The organism is Sabulicella flocculans, assembly GCF_045449635.1.
In the GTDB taxonomy this organism is placed as follows: Bacteria; Pseudomonadota; Alphaproteobacteria; order Acetobacterales; family Acetobacteraceae; genus Roseococcus.
The window spans coordinates 36,065-57,440 of the sequence record NZ_JBJJBR010000021.1; the positions used below are offsets into that span (position 1 = coordinate 36,065).

The window sequence follows — 21,376 nt, forward strand, 5'->3', positions numbered from 1 at the left end:
TGACCGGACCGGCATGAACGCTTCCCTCCCTGCCCCGGCGATCCGCCGGCCCCGCCCGCACGTCGCCATCATCGGGGCCGGGCCGGGCGGGCTGGCGGCGGCCATGCAGCTCGCGGCCGGCGGCGCCCGCGTCTCGATCTACGAGAAGGACAGCGTGGTCGGCGGGCGCACCCGCACCTTGCAGGCCCCGGGCGGCTACCGCTTCGACCTCGGCCCCACCTTCTTCCTGTATCCGCGCATCCTGGAGGAGATCTTCGCCGCCTGCGGCGCCACCTTGCAGGACGAGGTGGAGCTGCTGCGGCTGGACCCGCAATACCGCCTGATCTTCGAGGGCGCGGATGGCCGCAACGCCACGCTGGACGCCACGCCGGACCTCGACCGGCTGGAGGCGGCGATCCGCGCCATCGCCCCGCAGGACGCGCCGGGCGTGCGCCGCTTCATGAGCGAGAACCGCGAGAAGCTGGCCGCCTTCAAGCCGGCGCTGGAGCGCCCCTTCCTGAGCGCCGCCGACCTGATGGCGCCGGACATGCTGCGCTCGCTCAAGCACCTGCGGCCGCACAAGATGGTGGATGGCGACCTGCGCCGCTACTTCAGCGACCCGCGCATCCGCCTCGCCTTCTCGTTCCAGACGAAATACCTGGGCATGTCGCCGTTCAAGTGCCCGTCCATGTTCACCATCCTGAGCTTCCTGGAATACGAGTTCGGCGTCTTCCACCCGCGCGGCGGCTGCGGCGCGGTGAGCGAGGCGATGGCCCGAGTGGCGGAGCGCCTGGGGGTGGAGATCCACCTCTCGACCCCGGTGGAGGAGGTCACCTTCGACGGCGCGCGCGCGACCGGCCTGGTGGCCGGCGGCCGCGCCATCGCCGCCGATGCGGTGGTGATGAACGCCGACTTCGCCCATGCCACGCCGAAGCTGATCCCCAACGGCATCCGCAAGGCCTGGAGCGACGGCAAGATCGCCAAGGCGCGCTATTCCTGCTCCACCTTCATGCTCTACCTGGGCGTGGAGGGGCGCTTCCCGGAACTGGCGCACCACACCATCCTGCTGAGCCAGGAATACCAGCGCAACATCGCGCAGATCGAGGCGGGCGAGATCCCCTCGGTGCCCTCGCTCTACATCCACAACCCGGTCAACACCGACGAGACGATGGCCCCGCCCGGCCATTCCGCCCTCTACGTGCTGGTGCCCGTCGGCAACCTGCGCGGCGGCGTCACGGATTGGGAAGCCGAGGCGCCGCGCTTCCGCGACATCGCCATCAGCCGGCTGAAGGCGCTGGGCCTGCACGATTTGGAATCGCGCATCCGCACCGAGCGCATGGTGACGCCGCAGGGCTGGCAGGACGAGTTCGCGGTGGGCTTCGGCGCCACCTTCAACCTCAGCCACGACCTGCTGCAGATGCTCAACTTCCGGCCGCGCAACCGCTTCAACGACACGCGCGGCCTCTACCTGGTGGGGGGCGGCACGCATCCGGGCTCCGGCCTGCCGGTGATCTACGAAGGCGCGCGCATCACCGCCAAGCTGGTGCAGCAGGACCTGGGCATGGCAGTCACCGTCGATACCTCCATGGCGGCGGAATAGGGAACAGCATCAATGGGCACCACCTCCCACGTCGTCGTCATCGGCGCCGGCCTCGGCGGGCTGGCCGCGGCCTGCACGGCGGCCGCGCGCGGCCACAAGGTCACGCTGCTGGACAAGAACCCCTGGCTGGGCGGCAAGGCGGCGCAGCTGGTGCTGGACGCACCGGATGGCAGCGGCTCCTTCCGCTTCGACATGGGCCCCACCATCCTGACGGTGCCGCGCGTGCTGCGCCGCATCTACGCCGAGGCGGGGCGCGACCAGGCGAAGGAGCTGCCGCTGATCCGGCTGGACCCGCAATGGCGCTGCTTCTTCGACGACGGCACCTGGATTGACCTGAAGGAGAACGTGGAGGCGATGGCGGCCGAGATGGACCGCTTCGCCCCGGGTTCGGGCTCCGGCGAGGGCTACAAGCGCTTCCAGCGCGTGTCGAAGCACCTGCACGGCGTGAGCGAGAAATTCTTCTTCTGGAAGAGCGTGGAGGGCATCGGCGACACGCTCGACATGCGCGCCAACCTCAACCCCAACACGCTGGCCGACGTGATGAGCCTGCGCATGGGCCAGACGGTGGCCAAGGTCATCCGCGGCCACGTGCCGGATGAGCGGCTGGCGCAGATGCTGGACCATTTCTGCCAGTATGTCGGCTCCAACCCCTATCTCGCGCCCGCGGTGCTCGCCTCCATCGGCGACATGCAGGCCAGCGAGGGCGTGTGGTACCCGGTGGGCGGCACCCGCGCCGTGGCCGAGGGCCTCGCCAAGCTGGCGGGCGAGCTGGGCGCCGATCTGCGCCCCTCCACCGACGCCGCGCGCATCGAGGTGGAAAATGGCCGCGCCGTGGCGGTGCACACCACCACCGGCGAGCGCATCGCCTGCGACGCCGTGATCTCCAACATGGACAGCATCCGCACCTATGGCGAGCTGGTGGGCGGCAGCGTCGGCGAAACCTACAAGCGCAAGGGCTTCGAGCCGGCGTGCTCCGGCGTGGTGCTCTACCTCGGGCTGAACAGGCGCTACGACCACCTGGCGCATCATTGCTTCGTCTTCTCCCGCGATGCGGAGGAGGAGTTCGACGCCATCTACAAGAAGGGCGTCCCGGCGCCCGACCCCACGGCCTACCTCGCCGCCACCTCGGTGACGGACCCGACGAGCGCCGCGCCGGGCGGCGAGGCCCTGTATGTGCTGGTGCACACGCCGCACCTGCGCCCGCACCATGACTGGAACGAGATGTTCCCCGGCTACCGCCAGACCATCCTCGACAAGCTGAAGCGCACCGCCGGGCTGGAGGACATCGAGGAGCGCATCGTGGTGGAGCGCCGCCTGACGCCGGTGGACATCCATGAGCGCTACCGCGTGCTGGACGGCGCCATCTACGGCCTCGCCTCGCACGGCTCCTTCCTGGGCGCCTTCAAGCCGGGCAACCGCTCGCGCCAGGTGAAGGGGCTCTACCTCGCCGGGGGGGCGGCGCATCCCGGGCCCGGCATGCCGATGGTGATGATGAGCGGCTGGATTGCCGCCGACGCGCTGGACACCGACCTGGGCGGCAAGGGCATGAGCGAGGCCGCCCGCGAGGCCGGCCGGCGCGAGGCGGAAGCGGCCTAACGTGGCGCCCGATGACCGGAGGGCGCAGCCCGAAGGTCTGAATCGGCCGCCCAGCGTGCCCGATGACCGGAGGGCGCAGCCCGAAGGTCTGAATCGGCCGCCCGCCCCCTCCCCGGTGGCGCTCCGCAGCGAGCGCCACCTGCGCTTCTTCGACCGCGTCTTCGCGCGCTTCTTCGCCCGCCACATGCGCGCCCTGCGCGTGCAGCGCCGCGCCCCGCTGCCCGCCCTGCCGGAGGGCGCGCCAGTGGTGGTGGTCGCGAACCACCCCGGCTGGTGGGACGGCGTGCTGTTCATGCTGCTGTCGCGCCGACTGTTCCCGCAGCGGCCCGGCTTCGTGCCGATGGATGCCCAGGCCCTGGCGCGCTACCCCTTCATGCGCCGGCTGGGCGTCTTCGGCATCGAGCAGCACTCGGCGCGCGGCGCCGTCGCCTTCCTGCGCGACGCCAAGGCGGTGCTGGCCGCGCCCGCGCACATGCTGTGGATCAACGCCCCCGGCCGCTTCGCCGATGCGCGGGAACGCCCGGTGCCCATCGCACCCGGCCTGCCGCGCCTGCCGGAACTGGCGCCCGGCGCGGTCTTCCTGCCCCTGGCCATCGAATACGTGTTCTGGAGCGAGCGCGCGCCCGAGGCGTTGGTCGGCTTCGGCGCCCCCATCCCCGCCGCCGTCCTGCTGGAACAGGACCGCGAGGCGCGCGCCGAAACCCTGCGCCGCGCGTTGACCGCCACGATGGATGCCCTGGCGGAGGACGCGATGGCGCGCGACGAGGCGCTGTTCACCCCGCTGACCGCAGCGAGCGAGGGCATGGGCGGCGTCTACGGCCTGTGGCAGCGCCTGCGCGCCACCTTGCGGGGCGAGGCTTTCGACCCACGTCACGGCGGATCGCCGAAGGACCGCTGATGGAACCCGCCCACTTCGCCCTCGCGCTCGCGCTGGTGCCGATCATCTTCGGCGCCATCAACCTGTGGCGCATGCCCCGCCCGCGCGGCGTGCCGGCGGAGGGCACGCGCGTCTCCATCCTCATCCCCGCGCGCAACGAGGCCGCGAACATCGCCGCCTGCCTGGACGCCGCCCTGGCCAGCACCGGCTGCGCGGTGGAGGTGGTGGTGATGGACGACGCCTCCAGCGACGACACCGCCGCCATCGTCGCCGCCCATGCGGCGCGCGATGCGCGGGTGCGGCTGGTGCAGGCCCCCGCCCTGCCGCCGGGCTGGACCGGCAAGGTGCACGCCTGCGCCCGCCTGGCCGAGCACGCCACCGGCAGCCACCTGCTGTTCATCGACGCCGATGTGCGCCTGGCGCCGCATGCCGCCGCCGCCATGGCCGCGCATGCGCAGGGCAAGGGCATCGCCATGCTTTCGGGCGTGCCGCGCCAGGTCATCGGCACGCTGGGCGAGGCGCTGACCGTGCCCTTCATCAACTTCCTGCTGATCTGCTACCTGCCCTTCGGCGGGCGGGCCACCCAGCGCAAGCCCAGCCTCGCCGCCGCCTGCGGGCAGTTGGTGATGGTGGAGCGCCGCGCCTACGACGCCATCGGCGGGCATGGCGCCATCAAGGGCGTGCTGCATGACGGCATCGCCCTGGCGCGGCTGTTCCGCGCCCGCGGGCACGACACGGAGATCGTGGACGGCGCGCCGCTGGCCACCTGCCGCATGTATGCCGGCTTCGGGCAGTCCTGGTCCGGCTTCATCAAGAACGCGCGCGAAGGCATGGCGACCCCCGTGGGCCTGCCGGTCTGGACCGTGGTGCTGGCCGGCGCCCACCTGTGGCCCTGGTTCCTGCTGCCCAATGGCGAGGCGTGGCTGACCATCGCGCTGATGTTCGCCCTGCGCGCCGTCGTCACCTGGCGAGTGCGCGAGCCCTGGTGGACCGTGCCGCTGCACCCCTTCACCGTGCTGGTGGCGCTGGCCATCCAATGGGCCGCGCTGGGCCGCTCGGCGCTGGGGCTGAAGTCCGGCTGGAAGGGCCGCGCCTACCAGCCCGCCGTGGGGTGATGCGGCGGATCGTCTCCGTGCCCCCACCGCCCCAGGCAGCAGCTGCGCCAAGCGCTCCCTCCCGGCCACCGCGCCCTGCGCGTCACGGTCGCGCCGGGGCTCCGCCCTGGCGCGGAGCAGGCCCTCCAGAACCAAGCACGGCCCGGAGCGCGCGAAGCCGCGCGGCCGCCCCCCAGCCGGCGGCCACCCTCAGGCGTAGCGTGCGCCTGCCCCCGGGGCCCCCGCCGCGGTTTTCCGCCGCCGCACAGCGGCGACGGAAAACCGCGGTGGGGCACACCAGTTGACGTCCCCCCGCTTTGAGGCGACCTCCCGCGCATGAGCCGCCCATCCATCGAGGACACCATCGCCGAGCTGGAGGACGCGCTGGCGTTCTTCGACGACGAGGACGACCGCTACCGCTACCTGATGGAGCTGGGGCGCGAGCTGGCCCCGCTGGACCCCGCCGAGCGCACCGAGGCCAACCGCGTCACCGGCTGCCAGTCGCGCGTCTGGGTGGTGTCGGCGCGGGAGGGCGGGCGGCTGCGCTTCCGCGCCGCCAGCGACGCCGCCTTCGTGTCCGGCGTGCTGGCCATGCTGCTGCGCATCTTCGACGACCGCGCGCCGGAGGAGGTGCTGGCGGCCGACCCGGGCTTCCTGCAGCGCCTCGGCCTGTCGCTGTCGCGCCGCAACGGGGCGCTGGCGGTGGTGAACCGGATGCGCGCGGCGGCGTCAGCGGGCGGCTGAGGGCAGGGCGGCCTCGACCACCTGCCAGCGCATCGGGCCTGCCATCGCCAGGGTGAACTGCGCCCGCCGCTGCGGCGCCTCGGGCGAAGCCAGCGTCACCCGCCAGCGGTCGAGGCCCATCGGCGTCACCCCGCGCAGCAGCTGGTGCGGCGCCACCTCGGCGGCGGCCCGCAAGGTGCGCGCCAGCCCCTCCGGCGCCGCCAGGCCCTGCGCCACCTCCTCCGCCATCGCCGAGAGGAAGGGGTTGAGTCCCGCCGGGTGGTGGGCGGCGGCGTCGCGGCGCAGCGTCTCGGTCAGGGCGGCGGCCAGGGCGGCGCGGTCGGTCTGCGCCGCCAGGCCCGGCGCGTTGCCGTCGCGGAAGGACCGCGCGAGGTCGAGCGCCGCCGGCACTGGGGTCAGCGTCGCGCCCAGCGCCAGCACCGCCAGCAGCGCGGACAGGCCCAGCAGCCAACCTCCTCGTCGCCCCGGCTCCACCTCGACCGGGCGGGCAGCCGGGCGCGTCACCGGGGCCGGGGATTGCCGCGCGTCGTACTCGGCCCAGACATCATCCCACTCCGACGATCCCAGTGCCATCGTCCATCCCTCCAAGCGAGATTTCGTCCCGCTTTTTGAGACGTAAGGGCTGAACCTTTCCGACTGGTAAATCCGTCTCGTTTTTTGCGACTTATCGGCGGGATGTCTCGCTGGGCGTGATTGATGAGACCAGCCACGCCTCCAGTCGCGCGAAGGCCTCGGCCAGTGCAGCACGGCAGGCTGCCGCCGCCCCGGCCCACCCGGCCTCAGGCGAGACGGGGGACTCGCTTTCCAGCACCGCCTGGGCCAGCACGCGCGCGTTGCCCAGGCCCCCCACGTCGCGCAGCAGAAGGGCGGCCAGCCGGGCGCGGGCCGCCGTTCCTACCACCTCCAGGCGCAGCAGCTCCGCCTCCAGGACCAGCGGTGCGGCGAGGCGCGAGCCGGCGGCGGTGATGGCCGGCGCCACCTGCGCCGCCCCCAGCCATTCGCGCAGCGCCGCTTCCGCGAGGTCGGCCGGAGGGGCCAGCCATTCGTCATAGGGCGCCACCTCCACCGAGCCGTCTGGCCGCAGCCGCCGGAGGCCGCGGCCGTCCAGCCCGGCGCCGGCACGCAGCGGCCGCAGCAGCAGCGCCTCGCGGCCGCTGCGGCGCGGCGGCCCCTCGCGGCGGGGGTCCAGCGGGTAGCGCCGCGTCTCGACATAGGGTCGGCTGAGCCCGCATCCAGCGAGCAGCAAGGGCAGCGGCAGCAGGGCGCGGCGGTTCATCGGGGGCGCTCCGGCGCGGGCGGCGGCGCGCCCAGCAGGGTCTGGGAAGGCGAGCGCCGCAGCGCCTCGCTGGTTTCGCGCAGGTTGGAGGTGATGGCGCGCAGGTCGCGCAGCAAGGGCGCCAGCTCGGCCTGCACGTCGCCCACCGTGGAGTTCACCCGCCCCACGGTGGGGCCGACCTGCCGGGTGGCGGTGCGGATGTCGCCCAGGGCGGCGTTCAGCCGGACCAGCGCCTGCCGCACCTCGCGGCCCTCGGCGAGGCCGCGCACGCCGGCGGCGGCGCCGCGCAGCTCCTCCGTCACCGCCGGCAGGTCGGCGCGGCGCACCTCCTGCCGCAGCTCGTTCAGCAGGGCGGTGCCGGCATCCACCAGCCCCTGCACCTCCTCGGCGCTGATGCGGGCGCGCAGGTCGCTCACCAGCCCGTTCAGGTTGGTCAGGATGGCCTCGATCGGCACATCCTCCACCCGGCGCAGCAGCTGCTCGGCCGCGCTCTGAACCTGGGCGGCGGTGGAGGGCTGCGAGGGAATGACGAGGTCGCGCGGCTCCCACGGCAGCGCCGCGGGGGGGTAGCGCTCGGGGTCGGCGAAATCCAGCTCGATGTAGACCACGCCGGTGATGCCGGTGGAGGCGAGCCGCGCGCGCAGCCCCTGCGCCACCGCCAGGTCGATGCGCGGGATGTCGCCGATGCGCGTCAGGTCCACTGCGAAGCGGATCACCACCAGCTGGAAGGCCCCGGCGAAGGCCTCGCCCTGCGGCCGCCGGTACTGGGCGGAGGCGAGGCCGATCTCCGTCACCCGGCCCACCTGCACGCCGCGGTAGCGCACGGGCGAGCCGGTCTCCAGCCCCTGCACGGATTCGCGCGAGTAGGTCTCGAACATCACGTCGCCGCTGCGCAGGCGGTCGCCGGTCAGGAACAGGATGAAGCCCACCAGCAGGACCGCGCCGGCGAGCACCATGGCGCCGACGGAGAAGTAGGTGCGGCGGCCCACGGCCATGTCAGCGGGCCTCCCGGTGGAAGAAGGCGCGCACGGTGGGGTGGGTCGCCTCCTCGCGGAGCTTGCGCGGGTTGCCCTCGGCGATCATTCCCTGCGCCTCCTTGTCCAGCATGATGCAGCGGTCCCCGATGGCGAGGATGGACGCCAGCTCGTGCGTCACCACCACGAAGGTGGTGCCCGTCTCCTTGGCCAGGGACAGGATCAGCTCGTCCAGCCCGGCGGAGGTGATGGGGTCCAGCCCGGCGCTCGGCTCGTCCAGGAACAGGATCTCCGGGTCCAACGCCATGGCGCGGGCGATGCCGGCGCGCTTGAGCATGCCGCCGCTAATCTCGGCCGGCAGGCGCTCGGCCGCGTCGCCCAGCCCGACCATGCCCAGCTTGGCGCCGGCCACCAGGGCGCGTCCGGCTTCGGGCAGGCCGGTGTGGGCCTCGATGGGCAGCATCACGTTCTCCCGCAGGCTCAGGCTGCCCAGCAGGGCGCCTTGCTGCCACATCACGCCGATGCGCCGCAGCAGGGCGCGGCGCGGCGCGCCGGACAGCCGGCTGATCTCCCCGCCCAGCACCCGCAGCGTGCCGGCCGAGGGGCGCAGCAGCCCGATCAGCAGCTTGAGCAGGGTGGACTTGCCGCAGCCCGACCCGCCCAGGATGACGAAGACCTCGCCGCGCCGCACCTCGAAGGAGACGTCGCGGAACAGGGTGCGGGAGCCGAAGCGCATGGCCACGCCTTCGGCCTGGATGACCGCCTCGGCCGCCATCACCAGCCCAGCCGGAAGAACAGCACGGCGAAGACGCCGTCCAGCACCACCAGGGCGACGATGCCGCCCACCACGGCGGCGGTCGCGGCATCGCCCACCGCGCGCGGCCCGCGCCCGGCGCCCAGCCCCGCGCGGCAGCCGATGAAGCCGATGGCCAAGCCGAAGGCCAGCGCCTTGGCCAGCCCGCCAGCCAGGTCGCCCAGCTGCAGCCATTGCCGCACCTGGCTGGCCACGGTGACGGGCGGGTAGCCCAGGCTGGCCATCACCAGCGCCATGCCCGCCATGCCGGTGACGATCATCACCAGGGACAGCACCGGCATCACCAGCCCGGCCGCCAGCACCCGCGGCACCACCAGCCAGGCCATGGGGTCGAGGCCCATGGTGGTCAGCGCGTCCACCTCCTCGTTCACCTTCATGGTGCCCAGCTCGGCCGCGTAGGCGGAGGCGGTGCGCCCGGCCAGCACGATGCCGGCCAGCAGCGGCCCCAGCTCGCGCGTCAGCGAGATGGCGACCAGCTGGGGGATGAAGATCTCCGCCCCGAACTGGCGCATCGGGATGGAGGACTGGAAGGCGAGGATGACGCCGATCAGCGTGCCCAGCAGGATGCACAGCGGGAAGGCGCGCATGCCGGCCTCGTCCAGGTGGCGCAGCAGCTCGGCCAGCCGCAGACGCCAGGGGCGCAGCGCCAGGGTGCCGCCGGTCAGCACCGTCTCGCCCAGGAAGGCGGTGGCGTCGCGCCACTGCGTCGCGCGGCCGATGGCCGCGGCGCCGATCCGCGCCACGAAGGGCAGCGGCGCCGGGCTGGGGGCGGGCTTGGCGGCGGCCAGCCCCTCGCGGAAGCGGCGCAGCGCGGCGCGGGCGGCGTCGTCGCGCGGCTCGCGCCATTCGGGCTCGCCGGGCAGGGCGGCCAGCAGGGCTGCGCCGGCGGCGTCCAGGCGGGTCACCCCGGCGGCGTCCAGCACGTAGGCGCCGCGGGCGGCGTCCTGCGCCGCCGCCCAGTCGCGCGCCGCGGCCTCGGCGTCCAGCGTGCCGCTGAAGCGCAGGACCCTCCGCTCACCTTCCTGCACCGTCTCCAGCATCGTCAGCGCAAGGCGTGGAGCAGCACGGCGGTTGCAGCGGCGACGTTGAGGCTTTCCACCAGCGGCGATCCCTCCAGCGTCACCGTGCCCTGGCAGGCGGCCAGCACCTCCGGGGCCGGGCCGGTTTCCTCGTTGCCCAGCACCAGTGCGATGGGCTTGCCACGCGGCACCTGCGCCGGCGGCACGCCGCCCTTGGCCACCGCGGCCACCGTGGTGAACTGGCCCGACAGGCGGCGCAGCGTGCCCGGCAGGTCGGGCGCGCGGAACACCGACAGGTGCTCCAGCGCGCCCTCCGCGGTGCGGAAGGCGGCCTCGCTGAGGTCGGCCTGCCGCTCGTCGCCGCTCAGCAGCAGGGCGCGGGCGCCGAAGAAGCAGGCGGTGCGGGCGATGGCGCCCAGGTTGTGCGGGTTGCCGATGCCGTCCAGCACCGGCAGCAGCCGGCCGGCGAACAGGGAGGGCGGCGGCGGGGCGCCCAGCTCCTCGGCCCAGCGCGGCGCGGCCAGGGCCATGATGCCGCCGTGGTGCTCGGTGCCGGCCAGCCGCGCCAGCCGCTCGGGCGTCACCTCGTCATAGGGGCGGCGATGGCGCGCGAGGTAGCGGCACAGCGGGCCGGCGACCGGGCGCCGTGCCTCGACGTAGTTCAGCGCCAGCACGGCCTCGGGCCGGCGCAGGAACAGGGCGCGCACCGCGTTGACGCCGCAGATGCGCTGGAAGTCGCGCTGCGCCGCCCGCCGGGCGGCGGGATGAAGGGGCTCGTGCATGGGGCGAGGTTGAAGCGCGGATGCCCCGCCGCGTCCAGCGCGACGTGTCAGCCCTGCAGCAGGCGCAGCAGCCCGTCGAGCTGGTCGAGATCGCGGTAGGAGAGCACCAGCTGCCCGGCCTTGCCGTCGTGGCGGATGACCACGCGCAGGCCCAGCCGCGCCGACAGCTCGCGCTCCAGGGCGCGCGTCTCGGCGTCGGGGGCGCGGCGCTCGGGGCGGACGGGCAGCTCGCGCTGGGCGGCCAGCGCCTCCGCCTGGCGCACGTTCAGCCCGCGGTCCACGATGGCCAGCGCCAGCGCCTCGGGGTTGGGCGCCGTCAGCAGGGCGCGGGCGTGGCCGGCGGTCAGCGCGCCGTCGCGCAGCAGGCCCTGCACGCGCTCGGGCAGGTTCAGCAGGCGCAGGGTGTTGGCGACGTGCGGGCGGCTCTTGCCTACCACCTTGGCCAGGGCATCCTGCGTCAGGCCGAACTGCCTGGTCAGGCGGCCGTAGCCCTCGGCTTCCTCCAGCGGGTGCAGGTCCTGGCGCTGGAGGTTCTCCACCAGCCCGGCGGCCATCGCCTCGCGGTCGGAGAAGTCGCGCACCAGGGCCGGCACCTCGTGCAGCCCGGCCTTCTGCGCCGCGCGCCAGCGGCGCTCGCCGCCGATGATCTCGAAGCGCGCGGCCTCGCCCTTGCGCGGGCGCACCAGGATGGGCTGCAGCACGCCGTGCTCCCGCATGGAGGCGGCGAGCTCCTCCAGCGCCGGCTCGTCCATCGCCTCGCGCGGCTGGAAGGGGCCGGGCTGCAGCGCCGAGACCGGCAGGGTGCGCAACCCGGCGCCGGGGGCGGCGGCGGAGATGGAGGCGGCCTCGCCCAGCAGGGCGGACAGCCCCTTGCCCAGGCCGCGCGGCTTGGCGCTCATGCCCGGGCCTCCTCGCGCAGGCGGGCGCGGTGGCGGCGCAGCAGCTCCGCCGCCAGCCGGGCATAGGCCTCGGCGCCGGGCGAGCGCGGGTCATAGGCCGTGACCGGCAGGCCGTGCGAGGGCGCCTCGGAGACGCGGACGTTGCGCGGGATGACGGCGTCGAACACCTGCGCGCCGAACACGCCCCGCACGTCGCCCGCCACCGCCTCGGACAGGTTGTTGCGGCGGTCGAACATGGTCAGCACGATGCCCTCCAGCCGCAGCGCCGGGTTCAGGCGGTGGCGCACCCGCTCCAGCGTCTGCATGATCTGCGACATGCCTTCCAGCGCGTAGAACTCGGTTTGCAACGGCACCAGCATGGCGTCCGCCGCCACCAGGGCGTTGAGCGTGAGCAGCCCCAGCGAGGGCGGGCAGTCCAGCAGCACCCAGTCGAAGCCCTGCAGCCCGGCCAGGGCGTCGCGCAGCCGCGTCTCGCGCGCGCTCATGTCCACCAGCTCCATCTCGGCGCCCAGCAGGTCCGGCTCGGCCGGCAGCAGCGAGAGGTTGGCGATGCCGGTGCGGCGGATGGTGTCGGCCACGGGGCGGCCTTCGGTCAGCAGCGCGTGGGCGCCAGGGGCGCGGTCCGGGCGCGTCACCCCCAGCCCGGTGGAGGCGTTGCCCTGCGGGTCGAGGTCCACCAGCAGCACCTTGTGGCGCAGCGCCAGGGCGGCGGCGAGGTTCACGGCGGTCGTGGTCTTGCCCACGCCGCCCTTCTGGTTGGCGATGGCCAGGATGCGCGGAGGCTTCACGTCAGGCAGGGCGCACCTCGGTCAGGCGGAGGATGGTGGAATCCGGGTCGGTGGCGCTGGGGAAGCGCTCCACCCGCATCAACCAGCCCGCGGCCGCCTGCGTCAACTCCGCCTCGGCCGTGCGGCCCTTGGGGAAGACGGCGACGCCGCCGGGCGCCAGCAGGCGGTGGGCGTGGCCGAGCAGCACGGGCAGCGGCGCCAGGGCACGGGCGGTCAGCGCGGCGAGCGGCGGCAGCGCCGCGGCCTCGATGCGCCGCGGGTGGATGGTGACCTGCGGCAGGGCGAGGCGGCGCGCCGCTTCCAGCAGGAAGGCGGATTTGCGCCGGTCGGACTCCACCAGGTGGACCGGCCCGTCGCGCAGGATGGCCAGCACCAGCCCCGGCAGCCCGCCGCCGGAGCCGAGGTCGCCCAGAACGCCGGGCGGCAGCAAGGGCGCGAGCTGCGCGCTGTCCCGGATGTGGCGCTCGCGCAGGCGCCCCAGGTCGTTCGGCGCCACCAGGTTGATGCGCGGGTTCCATTCGCGCAGCAGCGCCTCGTAGGCCTCCAGCTTCTCCTGTGCTTCACGTGAAACAGGCAGGTCAGGTTCCACGTGAAACACCCCGCAGGTGCACCGCCAGGGCGGCCAGGGCGGCGGGGGTGACGCCGGGAAGGCGGCCGGCGCGGCCCAGCGTGGCCGGGCGGGCGCGGCCCAGGCGGTCGCGCATCTCCAGCGACAGGCCGGGGACGGCGGCGAAGTCCAGCCCATCGGGGATGGCCGTGGCCTCCTCCTTGGCCAGCCACGCGCGTTCATGGGCGTGGCGCTCCAGGTAAGGGGCGTAGAGCGCTTCCGCCTCCAGCCAGGCCAGCACGCGCGGCGGCAGCGTGCCCAGCCAGGGGAACAGCCGCGCCAGGGCGTCCAGCGTGGCGGCGGGCAGGGCCAGCGCCTCGAAGGCGCTGCGGCGGCGGCCGTCCTGGTTCACCGCGATGCCGGCGGCGGCGTAGGCGGCGGGGGTGGCGCTGTCCGCCCGCGCACGCGCCAGCGCGTCCATGCAGGCGGCGGAGAAGACCCGCCACGCCGCGCGGCGGGCCGGGCCGATGCAGCCCCAGGCTTCGCCCTGGGCGTGCAGGCGGAAGGGGGCGTTGTCGGCGCGCAGAGCCAGCCGGTGCTCGGCGCGGGCGGTCAGCATGCGGTAGGGCTCGGACACGCCGTGCAGCGTCAGGTCGTCCACCAGCACGCCCATGTAGGCGTCGGCGCGGCCGGGCAGGGCGGGGGGTTCGCCCCCGGCGGCGCGGTGGGCGGCGTTCACCCCGGCCAGCAGGCCCTGGGCGGCGGCTTCCTCGTAGCCGGTGGTGCCGTTCACCTGCCCGGCCAGGAACAGCCCCGGCGCGGCGCGGCATTCCAGGCTGGGGCGCAGCGCGCGCGGGTCCACGTGGTCGTACTCGATGGCGTAGCCGGGGCGCAGCATCACCGCCTCCTCCAGCCCGGCGATGGAGGCCAGCATCAGGCGCTGCGCGTCCTCCGGCAACGAGGTGGAGATGCCGTTGGGATAGACGGTGGGGTCATCCAGCCCCTCCGGCTCCAGGAACACCTGGTGGCGCTCCTTGTCGGCGAAGCGCACCACCTTGTCCTCCACGCTGGGGCAGTAGCGCGGCCCGGTGCCGGTGATGTGCCCGGCATGCAGGGCGGAACGGTGCAGGTGCTCCCGGATGATGGCGTGGGTGCGCGCGTTGGTGTGGGTGATGCCGCACGTCACCTGCGGGTTGGCGATGCCCGCCGTCATCGCCGAGAGCGGCTCGGGCTCGGCGTCGCTCGCCTGCATCTCCAGCGCGTCCCAGCGGATGGTGCGGCCGTCCAGCCGCGCCGGCGTGCCGGTCTTCAGCCGCGCCAGGGGCAGGCCCAGCCGCTCGAAGGCGAGCGCCAGCCCGACGGCCGGCGCCTCGCCGACGCGGCCGGCCGGGACGCACCGGTCGCCGATATGGATGGTGCCTCGCAGGAAGGTGCCGGTCGTCACCACCACCGCACCGGCCTGGATGCGCCGGCCCGATGCGGTGACGACGCCGGCCACCTGCGCGCCATCCAGCACCAGGTCCTCGACGGCATCGGCCTCGCAGGTCAGGCCGCCCTGCGCCGCCAGCAGCGCCTGGATGGCCCGGCGATACAGCGCGCGGTCCGCCTGGGCGCGCGGGCCGCGCACCGCCGGTCCCTTGGAGCGGTTCAGCAGCTTGAAGTGGATGCCCGCGGCGTCGGCGGCGCGGCCCATCAGCCCGTCCAGCGCGTCTACCTCGCGCACCAGGTGGCCCTTGCCGATGCCGCCGATGGCCGGGTTGCAGGACATCTCGCCCAGCTTGGCCAGGTCGTGCGTCAGCAGCAGGGTGCGCGCGCCCACGCGGGCCGCCGCCGCCGCGGCCTCGCACCCGGCATGGCCGCCGCCCACCACCACCACGTCGAAGCGCGCATCCCACATGCGGCGCCCGATACCACACTCACTTGCCGATGCAGAACTCGCCGAACACGCGGTCCAGCACCGCCTCCACCTCCACCCGGCCGGTGATGCGGCCCAGGGCGCGCAGGGCTTCGCGAAGCGCCTCGGCGCGCAGCTCCGGCAGCGGTGCGTCGGGCAGGCGGTCCAGCGCGGCCAGCGCCTCCGCCAGCGCAGCGCGGTGGCGCGGGCGGGTCAGGCCGGCGGTGTCGCTGCCCCCGGCGCGGCGCGCCACCTCCCGCGCCAGCCGTTCGCGCAAAGCGTCCAGCCCGGCGCCGGTCGCGGCCGAGACCGGCAGCGCGCCCGCCGCCACCGGCCCCAGGTCGCTCTTGCTGCCGACCAGCAGCGCGTCCGGCCCGGCCAGGGCCAGCACCGCCGGGTCCGGCGGCGCGTCGGCGGGCAGCACCAGCAGGCGCAGCTGCGCCGCCTCGGCGCGCGCCAGGGCGCGGCGCACGCCCTCGGCCTCCACCTCGTCGGGCGTCTCGCGCAGGCCCGCCGTGTCGGCCAGCGTCACCGGCACGCCGCCCAGCACCAGGCGCACCTCCACCACGTCGCGCGTCGTCCCCGCCCGCGCCGAGACGATCGCCGCCTCCCGCCCCGCCAGCGCGTTCAGCAGGGACGACTTGCCCGCGTTGGGCGCGCCGAGGATGGCGACCGACACGCCTTCGCGCAGCGCCTCGCCGCGCGCCGCCTCGCCCAGCGCCGTCGCCATCTCGCCGCGCAGGGCGGCCGCCTCGGCGGCCACACGCGCGTCGAGGTCACCGGGCAGGTCCTCCTCCTCGAACTCGATGAAGGCTTCCTGCCGGGCCAGCAGCGCCGTCAGCGCCGCCGCCCAGCCTTCCAGCCGCCGCGCCAGCGCGCCGCCGGCCTGGCGCAGCGCCTGGCGCCGCTGGGCCTCCGTCTCGGCGTCCACCAGGTCGGCGATGCCCTCGGCGGCGGTCAGGTCCAGCTTGCCATGGAGGAAGGCGCGGCGGGTGAACTCGCCGGGCTCCGCCGGGCGCAGCCCCAGCGCGACCAGCGCCCCGGACACCGCCGCCAGCACCGCCGGCCCGCCATGCAGGTGCAGCTCCGCGCCGTCTTCGCCGGTGAAGGAGCGCGGGGCGGGGAACCACAGCACCAGCGCGCGGTCCAGCACCTCGCCGCCATGGCGCAGGGCGCGCAGCGTGGCCATGCGCGGCGCCGGCACCCCGCCGGCCAGCGCCGCCAGCGCCGCCCCCGTGCCGGGGCCGGACAGCCGCAGCACGGCCACCGCCGCCCGCCCCGCGCCGGAAGCCAGCGCGAAGACGGTGGCGTCAGGCGACATGCGCCTCCGTCAGCATCAGCCGCGGCACCCGCCCGCCGGCCACCAGGTGCGCCTGCAAGACCTCCTCCACCTCCTCGGTGGTGCGGACCTGGTACCAGACGCCCTCGGGGTAGATGACCATCACGGGGCCGAACTCGCAGCGGTCCAGGCAGCCGGCCTGGTTCACCCGCACGCCTTTCAGGCCCAGTTCCTTCGCGCGCGCCTTCATGTAGTCGCGCAGCTTGTCCGCCCCCTTCTCGGCGCAGCAGCCGCGCTTGTGGCCGTCGGGCCTGCGGTTGTTGCAGACGAAGACGTGCGCGCGGAAGAACGGGGGCGGGTCGGGCTGGTCCATGGGCGCCAGATAAGGGCGAACCCGCCCCCCGCCCACCCCCGCTTGACGCCCGCCATGCGGGGGTGCTGCATCCTGGCGATGCCGCAACTCACCCTCCATTCGCCGCTGGGCGAGCTGACGCTGTCCGAGGAGGACGGCGCGCTGGTGGCGCTCGACTGGGGCCGCGGCCGCGACCAGGAGGAGACGCCGCTGCTGCGCGCCGCCGCCGGGCAGCTGCACGACTACTTCGACGGCGCGCGCACCAGCTTCCAGCTGCCGCTGGCGCCGCACGGCACGCCCTTCCAGCGCCGGGTGTGGGACGCGCTGTGCCGCATCCCCGCCGGGCAGACGCGCTCCTACGGGCAGGTGGCGCGGGAGCTGGGCACCGCCGCCCGCGCCGTGGGCCAGGCCAACGGGCGCAACCCGCTGCCGATCATCATCCCCTGCCACCGCGTGGTCGGCACCGTGGGCCCGGGGGGCTATTCGGCCGAGGGCGGCCTGGATACCAAGCGCTTCCTGCTCGCCCTAGAGGCGCGCAGCCTGTCAGGGAACCCGTCATGAACCACGCGATCCGCATCCACGAGTATGGCGGCCCCGAGAAGATGGCCTGGGAGGAAATCCCCCTGCCGCACCCCAAGCCGGGCGAGGCGCTGATCCGCCACCACGCGGTGGGCCTGAACTACATCGACGTCTACTTCCGCACCGGCCTGTACAAGGCGCCCGCCCTGCCGGCGACCATCGGCATGGAGGCCGCGGGCGTGGTCGAGGCGGTGGGCGAGGGCGTGACGGAGGTTTCGGTGGGCGACCGCGTGGCCTACGCCACCGGCCCGGTCGGCGCCTATGCCGAGGCGCGCACCCTGAAGGCCGACCGGCTGGTGAAGCTGCCCGAGGCGCTGTCCTTTGAGCAGGGCGCGGCGATGATGCTGCAGGGCATGACCGCGCAGTACCTGCTGCGCCGCACCTACCGGGTGAAGGCGGGCGAGACCATCCTGGTGCATGCCGCGGCGGGCGGCGTCGGCCTCATCATGTGCCAGTGGGCGCGGCACCTGGGCTGCACCGTCATCGGCACCGTCTCCACCGAGGCGAAGGCGGAACTGGCGCGCGCCAACGGCGCCGACCACGTGGTGCTGCCCGGGGAGGACCTGCCCGCGGCGGTGAAGCGCATCACCGGCGGCGCCATGGTGCCCGTGGTGTACGACAGCGTGGGCCGCGACACCTTCGGCGCCTCGCTGGACTGCCTGGCGCCCTTCGGCATGATGGTGAGCTACGGCAACGCCTCCGGCCCGGTGCCGCCGGTGGACATCGGCGTGCTGGCCGCCAAGGGCTCGCTCTACCTCACCCGCCCGACCCTGGCGACCTACACCGCCAGGCGCGAGGACCTGGTGGCCTCGGCCGAGGAGGTGTTCGCCGCGGTGGCGGCGGGGGCGGTGAAGCTGTCCATCAACCAGCGCTACGCCCTGAAGGACGCCGCCCAGGCCCACCGCGACCTGGAGGCGCGCCTCACCACCGGCTCCACCCTGCTAATGCCCTGACGCCTCAGCCGGGCGGCGACCAGTAGCGGTAGCGGTGGCTCTCGCGCAGGCCCTGCGCGGCATTGAGCGCCAGCGAGGCCGCGTTGGTGGCGCTGACCTGGGAGAACTTCCACCGCGCGCCGCGCGCCAGCCCCCAGGCGGCGGCGGCGCCCATCAGGCGCCGCGCCAGCCCGCGCCGCCGCGCCTCCGGCCGCACCGCCAGGTCGAACATGCCGCACAGCGGCCCGTCCGCCGCCACGAAGATGCAGGCGGCGTCCTCCAGCAGCAGCCAGGTGGCGGGGATGCTCAGCAGGGCGGCGCCTTCCGCCTTCTCCCGCCGCCGCGCCTCCGTCTGGTAGTCGGCGCTGCCCACCACGGCCATCCAGCGCCTGTCCGGAGCGGCCAGCGCCTCCACCGCCGAGTCGGGGCGGGCCATCGGCGCCAGGGCGCCGCACAGCACCAGGGATTCGTCGAAGGGGCGCCAGCCGGCGGCGGCGGCCGCGGCCTCCAGCCCCGGCGGGTCCAGCGGCAGGGAGCGCCAGCGGGGCCGCAGGCCGCGCGCGCCGTGGAAGGCGGCGATGCGCGCCAGCAGCGCCGCCGGGTCCGCCACCGGGTCGGGCGCCAGGGCCTGGGCGCAATTGGCGCGCCCGGTGCCGCCGTGGAAGGCGCGCAGCACCAGCGGCCCGTGGAACTGGATCAGCGGGGCGGGGACGGCGTTGAGCGTGGCGCGCTCGATCTCGGCGATGGTCGGGGGCATCGGCGCAGCTTGGCGCGCGGTGCCGGGGGCACCAAGCCCGGGGGTGGGGCCGGCCCGCGCGGGGCCGGCCCCCGTCCGCTCAGCGGCGGTTGGGCGTGGTCAGCACGCCGGTGGCCGCGCCCACCGCGCCGCCGGTGATGGCGCCGATGGCCGCGCCCGAGCCGCCGCCGGCGATGCCGCCGATGGCCGCGCCGGCGCCGGCGCCGATCAGCCCGCCGCCCGCCGCGCGCTGCCCCTCGCTGTAGGGGTTGGTGCAGGCGGCGGTACCCAGCAGGGCGCAGAACCCGGCGGCGAGGGTGATCTTGCGGAACATGGCAGTCCTCCAGAAAAGCATCCGTGGCGGGGCCGGCTGGCCCGCGTCCGCGTGGGCTAACGCCCGAATGTGGCCTTCGTCAGCCCGCGGTGGCGGCGAAGGCGAAGTTGTCGAAGGAATTCTCCGCCACGCGGAACCACTGGAACAGCTCGCTCCGGTAGGGACGGTAGCTGTCCCAGATGGTGCGGAAGCGCTGGTTCTGCCCGGCCAGGTCGGCCATCAGCGCCTCGTTGTTGCGCCAGGCGAGCTGCAGGATCTCGCGCGGGTAGAAGCGCAGCTGCGCCCCGTTGGCCACCAGCCGGCGCAGCGCGATGGGGTTCAGGTGGTCGTAGCGGCTGACCATCTCGCTGTCCGCCTCGGCGCAGGCGACCGCCAGGGCCTCCCGGTACTGCGCGGGCAGGGCCTCGATGGCGCGGCGGTTGGTCATCAGGTGCAGGCGCGCCGCCGGCTCGAACCAGCCCGGGGCGTAGTAGAAGCGCGCCACCCGGAAGAAGCCCAGGCGCTCGTCGTCGTGCGGGCCGACGAACTCGGTGGCGTCGATCACGCCGCGCTCCAGCGAGGGGTAGATGTCGGCCGGCGCGGTCAGCGTCGGCGCGGCGCCCATGCGCTGGAACACCTGCCCGGCGAGGCCGGAGATGCGGAACTTCAGCCCCTGCACGTCAGCGACCGTGCGGATCTCCTGCCGGAACCAGCCGCCCATCTGCGCCCCGGTGTCGCCCGCCGGGAAGCCCACGATGTTGTAGTCGGCGAAGAGCTGGTCCGCGAGCTGGTTGCCGCCGCCATGCCGCAGCCAGGCCGTGAGCTGGCGGGTGTTCAGCCCGAAGGGCACGGCGGTGAAGAAGGCGAAGCCCGGCTCCTTGCCGATGTACCAGTAGCTCGCGGTGTGGCCGCACTCGATGGTGCCGGCCTGCACGGCGTCCAGCACCTGCAGCCCGGGCACGATCTCGCCGGCCGGGAAGGTCTGGATGCGGAAGCGGTTCTCCGTCAGCGCCGCCACCCGGGCGGCGATGCGCTCCACCGTGCCGTACAGCACGTCGAGGTTGCGCGGGAAGGAGGATTGGAGGCGCCAGCGCACCTCGGGCGAGGACTGCGCGACGGCGGGGGCGGCGACCAGCGCGGCGGGCGCGGCCGCAGCGGCGGCGCCCAGGACGGAACGACGGTTCATCGGGACGGTGTTTCCTCTCCGGCAGGCGTAGGATGTCGCGGGTTTAACCCGATCCATCGCCCCGATGGAAGCGCGCAGAGGCGCGGCGCGGCGTTTCCCGCGCCGTCAACCCGGCCGCCAGGCGCGGTGGTAGGGGTGCCCGGCACGGATGCATTGCGCGCGGAACAGCTGCTCGGCCAGCAGGGCGCGCACCAGCAGGTGCGGCCAGGTGAGCGGGCCCAGCGACAGGCAGTGCGCAGCGCGGGCCAGCAGGGCGGGGTCCAGCCCCTCCGCCCCGCCGATGACGAAGGCGACGGGCCGCGCCGCCTCCTCCCACCGCGCGCACAGCGCCGCCAGCGCCTCGGAGGTGGGGGCGGCACCGCCCAGGTCCATCGCCACCACCAGCGCGCTGGGCGGCAGGGCGGCGGCGAGGGCCGCGCCCTCGCGCGCGCGGATCTCGGCGGGGCTGCCGACGCCCTCGGGCAGCTCGCGCAGCGCCAGGGGCGGGCGCAGGCGGGCGTTGTACTGCTCCCACAGCGCGCGCTCCGCCCCGGCCTTGAAGCGGCCGATGGCGAGCAGCGAGGCCTTCACTCAGATGGGGCTCTGCTCGCCCGGCCCGGCCTCGCCCATCGGGGAGTCGGGGCCCCACATCTTCTCCAGGTCGTAGACCAGCCGCGCCTCGGGCTTGAACAGGTGGATCACCAGGTCGCCGGCGTCGATCAGCACCCAGTCGTCGCTGGCCTGCACGGCGTCCTTGCGCAGCTTCAGCCCTTCCTTGCCCAGCGCCTCGTCCAGGTGGGCGGCCATTGCCTGGATCTGCCGGTCGGCCAAGCCGGTGGCGATCACCATGCGGTCGGTGAAGGAGGCGCGGCCGGTGACGTCCAGCACGGTCACGTCCTCGGCCTTGTCGTCCTCCAGCGACTTCACGGCGGCGGCGACCAGGCGCTCCAGCCGGCCGGGCTCCAGCTTGGCGGCCTTGCGCGGGCGGCGGGCCGGGGTGGCGGCGGGCCCGGCGGCGGCAGCGGCCTTGGTGGCCTTGGGCGCGGCGGCCGGCTTGGCAGGGGCCGCGCCGGGCGTGGCGCGGACGGAGGCGGTGGTGAGCAGCCGGGGCGGCGCGGCATCGGCCGGGCGGCGGGT

The 21,376-nt window shown here is 74.7% G+C and carries 24 protein-coding genes; 7 read left to right on the forward strand and 17 right to left on the reverse strand.

The annotated features are described in order from the left end of the window. Positions 1–13 precede the first annotated feature (13 nt). The 5 genes from crtI to ACI6QG_RS16105 all read left to right on the forward strand — a co-directional run bounded on the left by crtI (position 14) and on the right by ACI6QG_RS16105 (position 5,890). The gene (crtI, locus tag ACI6QG_RS16085) at positions 14–1,579 is read left to right on the forward strand and encodes a phytoene desaturase family protein (RefSeq protein WP_407025599.1); all 1,566 of its coding nucleotides are present in this window, start codon (positions 14–16) and stop codon (positions 1,577–1,579) included. Between the two features lie 12 nt (positions 1,580–1,591). Then, on the forward strand, positions 1,592–3,175 hold the full coding sequence (locus tag ACI6QG_RS16090; protein ID WP_407025600.1) for a phytoene desaturase family protein: 1,584 nt from the start codon (positions 1,592–1,594) through the stop codon (positions 3,173–3,175). Positions 3,176–3,290: 115 nt separating this feature from the next. Continuing rightward, complete coding sequence (locus ACI6QG_RS16095; RefSeq protein WP_407025601.1) at positions 3,291–4,073, forward strand: lysophospholipid acyltransferase family protein; 783 nt, start codon at positions 3,291–3,293, stop codon at positions 4,071–4,073. After that, positions 4,073–5,167, forward strand: a complete 1,095-nt coding sequence (locus ACI6QG_RS16100; protein WP_407025602.1) for a glycosyltransferase family 2 protein — start codon at positions 4,073–4,075, stop codon at positions 5,165–5,167. The genes ACI6QG_RS16095 and ACI6QG_RS16100 overlap by 1 nt, the downstream gene beginning before the upstream one ends. 315 nt (positions 5,168–5,482) lie before the next feature. Next, a complete protein-coding gene (locus ACI6QG_RS16105; RefSeq protein WP_407025603.1) occupies positions 5,483–5,890 on the forward strand; it encodes a SufE family protein in 408 nt (135 codons plus the stop codon). Here the strand turns inward: ACI6QG_RS16105 and ACI6QG_RS16110 are convergent. The 12 genes from ACI6QG_RS16110 to ACI6QG_RS16165 form a co-directional block, all read right to left on the reverse strand. Next, positions 5,876–6,463, reverse strand: coding sequence for a hypothetical protein (locus tag ACI6QG_RS16110; protein WP_407025604.1), 588 nt, complete (start codon positions 6,461–6,463; stop codon positions 5,876–5,878). The genes ACI6QG_RS16105 and ACI6QG_RS16110 overlap by 15 nt on opposite strands. A gap of 91 nt (positions 6,464–6,554) precedes the next feature. Next, on the reverse strand, positions 6,555–7,166 hold the full coding sequence (locus tag ACI6QG_RS16115; RefSeq protein ID WP_407025605.1) for an ABC-type transport auxiliary lipoprotein family protein: 612 nt from the start codon (positions 7,164–7,166) through the stop codon (positions 6,555–6,557). Beyond that, the gene (locus tag ACI6QG_RS16120) at positions 7,163–8,161 is read right to left on the reverse strand and encodes an MlaD family protein (RefSeq protein ID WP_407025606.1); all 999 of its coding nucleotides are present in this window, start codon (positions 8,159–8,161) and stop codon (positions 7,163–7,165) included. The genes ACI6QG_RS16115 and ACI6QG_RS16120 overlap by 4 nt, the downstream gene beginning before the upstream one ends. A 1-nt stretch (position 8,162) precedes the next feature. Then, on the reverse strand, positions 8,163–8,915 hold the full coding sequence (locus ACI6QG_RS16125; protein ID WP_407025607.1) for an ABC transporter ATP-binding protein: 753 nt from the start codon (positions 8,913–8,915) through the stop codon (positions 8,163–8,165). Continuing rightward, positions 8,915–9,994, reverse strand: coding sequence for an MlaE family ABC transporter permease (locus ACI6QG_RS16130; RefSeq protein ID WP_407025608.1), 1,080 nt, complete (start codon positions 9,992–9,994; stop codon positions 8,915–8,917). Before ACI6QG_RS16130 ends, ACI6QG_RS16125 begins: the two co-directional genes overlap by 1 nt. 2 nt (positions 9,995–9,996) lie before the next feature. After that, the gene (locus ACI6QG_RS16135) at positions 9,997–10,755 is read right to left on the reverse strand and encodes a TrmH family RNA methyltransferase (protein ID WP_407025609.1); all 759 of its coding nucleotides are present in this window, start codon (positions 10,753–10,755) and stop codon (positions 9,997–9,999) included. A gap of 47 nt (positions 10,756–10,802) precedes the next feature. Beyond that, positions 10,803–11,654, reverse strand: a complete 852-nt coding sequence (locus ACI6QG_RS16140; RefSeq protein WP_407025610.1) for a ParB/RepB/Spo0J family partition protein — start codon at positions 11,652–11,654, stop codon at positions 10,803–10,805. Then, positions 11,651–12,451, reverse strand: a complete 801-nt coding sequence (locus tag ACI6QG_RS16145) for a ParA family protein (RefSeq protein WP_491630744.1) — start codon at positions 12,449–12,451, stop codon at positions 11,651–11,653. Before ACI6QG_RS16145 ends, ACI6QG_RS16140 begins: the two co-directional genes overlap by 4 nt. Then, positions 12,444–13,031, reverse strand: coding sequence for a 16S rRNA (guanine(527)-N(7))-methyltransferase RsmG (gene rsmG / locus ACI6QG_RS16150; RefSeq protein WP_407025612.1), 588 nt, complete (start codon positions 13,029–13,031; stop codon positions 12,444–12,446). Before rsmG ends, ACI6QG_RS16145 begins: the two co-directional genes overlap by 8 nt. Continuing rightward, on the reverse strand, positions 13,021–14,886 hold the full coding sequence (mnmG, locus tag ACI6QG_RS16155) for a tRNA uridine-5-carboxymethylaminomethyl(34) synthesis enzyme MnmG (RefSeq protein WP_407025613.1): 1,866 nt from the start codon (positions 14,884–14,886) through the stop codon (positions 13,021–13,023). The genes rsmG and mnmG overlap by 11 nt, the downstream gene beginning before the upstream one ends. A gap of 19 nt (positions 14,887–14,905) precedes the next feature. Continuing rightward, on the reverse strand, positions 14,906–16,204 hold the full coding sequence (gene mnmE / locus ACI6QG_RS16160) for a tRNA uridine-5-carboxymethylaminomethyl(34) synthesis GTPase MnmE (protein ID WP_407025614.1): 1,299 nt from the start codon (positions 16,202–16,204) through the stop codon (positions 14,906–14,908). Next, positions 16,194–16,535: a (2Fe-2S) ferredoxin domain-containing protein gene (locus tag ACI6QG_RS16165; RefSeq protein ID WP_407025615.1), complete on the reverse strand. Its 342-nt coding sequence runs from the start codon at positions 16,533–16,535 to the stop codon at positions 16,194–16,196. Before ACI6QG_RS16165 ends, mnmE begins: the two co-directional genes overlap by 11 nt. Before the next feature lie 78 nt (positions 16,536–16,613). Between ACI6QG_RS16165 and ACI6QG_RS16170 the strand changes: the two genes are divergently transcribed. Together ACI6QG_RS16170 and ACI6QG_RS16175 are read left to right on the forward strand one after the other, a co-directional pair. Continuing rightward, the gene (locus tag ACI6QG_RS16170; protein WP_407025616.1) at positions 16,614–17,075 is read left to right on the forward strand and encodes a methylated-DNA--[protein]-cysteine S-methyltransferase; all 462 of its coding nucleotides are present in this window, start codon (positions 16,614–16,616) and stop codon (positions 17,073–17,075) included. Next, positions 17,072–18,046, forward strand: coding sequence for a quinone oxidoreductase family protein (locus tag ACI6QG_RS16175; protein WP_407025617.1), 975 nt, complete (start codon positions 17,072–17,074; stop codon positions 18,044–18,046). The genes ACI6QG_RS16170 and ACI6QG_RS16175 overlap by 4 nt, the downstream gene beginning before the upstream one ends. Before the next feature lie 4 nt (positions 18,047–18,050). Here the strand turns inward: ACI6QG_RS16175 and ACI6QG_RS16180 are convergent, their stop codons facing one another. The 5 genes from ACI6QG_RS16180 to rsfS all read right to left on the reverse strand — a co-directional run bounded on the left by ACI6QG_RS16180 (position 18,051) and on the right by rsfS (position 21,343). Then, the gene (locus ACI6QG_RS16180; RefSeq protein ID WP_407025618.1) at positions 18,051–18,782 is read right to left on the reverse strand and encodes a GNAT family N-acetyltransferase; all 732 of its coding nucleotides are present in this window, start codon (positions 18,780–18,782) and stop codon (positions 18,051–18,053) included. Between the two features lie 79 nt (positions 18,783–18,861). Then, complete coding sequence (locus ACI6QG_RS16185) at positions 18,862–19,095, reverse strand: YMGG-like glycine zipper-containing protein (RefSeq protein WP_407025619.1); 234 nt, start codon at positions 19,093–19,095, stop codon at positions 18,862–18,864. Between the two features lie 79 nt (positions 19,096–19,174). Then, positions 19,175–20,260: a TRAP transporter substrate-binding protein gene (locus tag ACI6QG_RS16190; protein WP_407025620.1), complete on the reverse strand. Its 1,086-nt coding sequence runs from the start codon at positions 20,258–20,260 to the stop codon at positions 19,175–19,177. 105 nt (positions 20,261–20,365) lie between these two features. Next, entirely contained in the window at positions 20,366–20,830 is a 465-nt protein-coding gene (locus tag ACI6QG_RS16195; RefSeq protein ID WP_407025621.1) for a 23S rRNA (pseudouridine(1915)-N(3))-methyltransferase RlmH, read from the reverse strand. Next, positions 20,831–21,343, reverse strand: coding sequence for a ribosome silencing factor (rsfS, locus tag ACI6QG_RS16200; RefSeq protein ID WP_407025624.1), 513 nt, complete (start codon positions 21,341–21,343; stop codon positions 20,831–20,833). Positions 21,344–21,376: the final 33 nt, after the last annotated feature.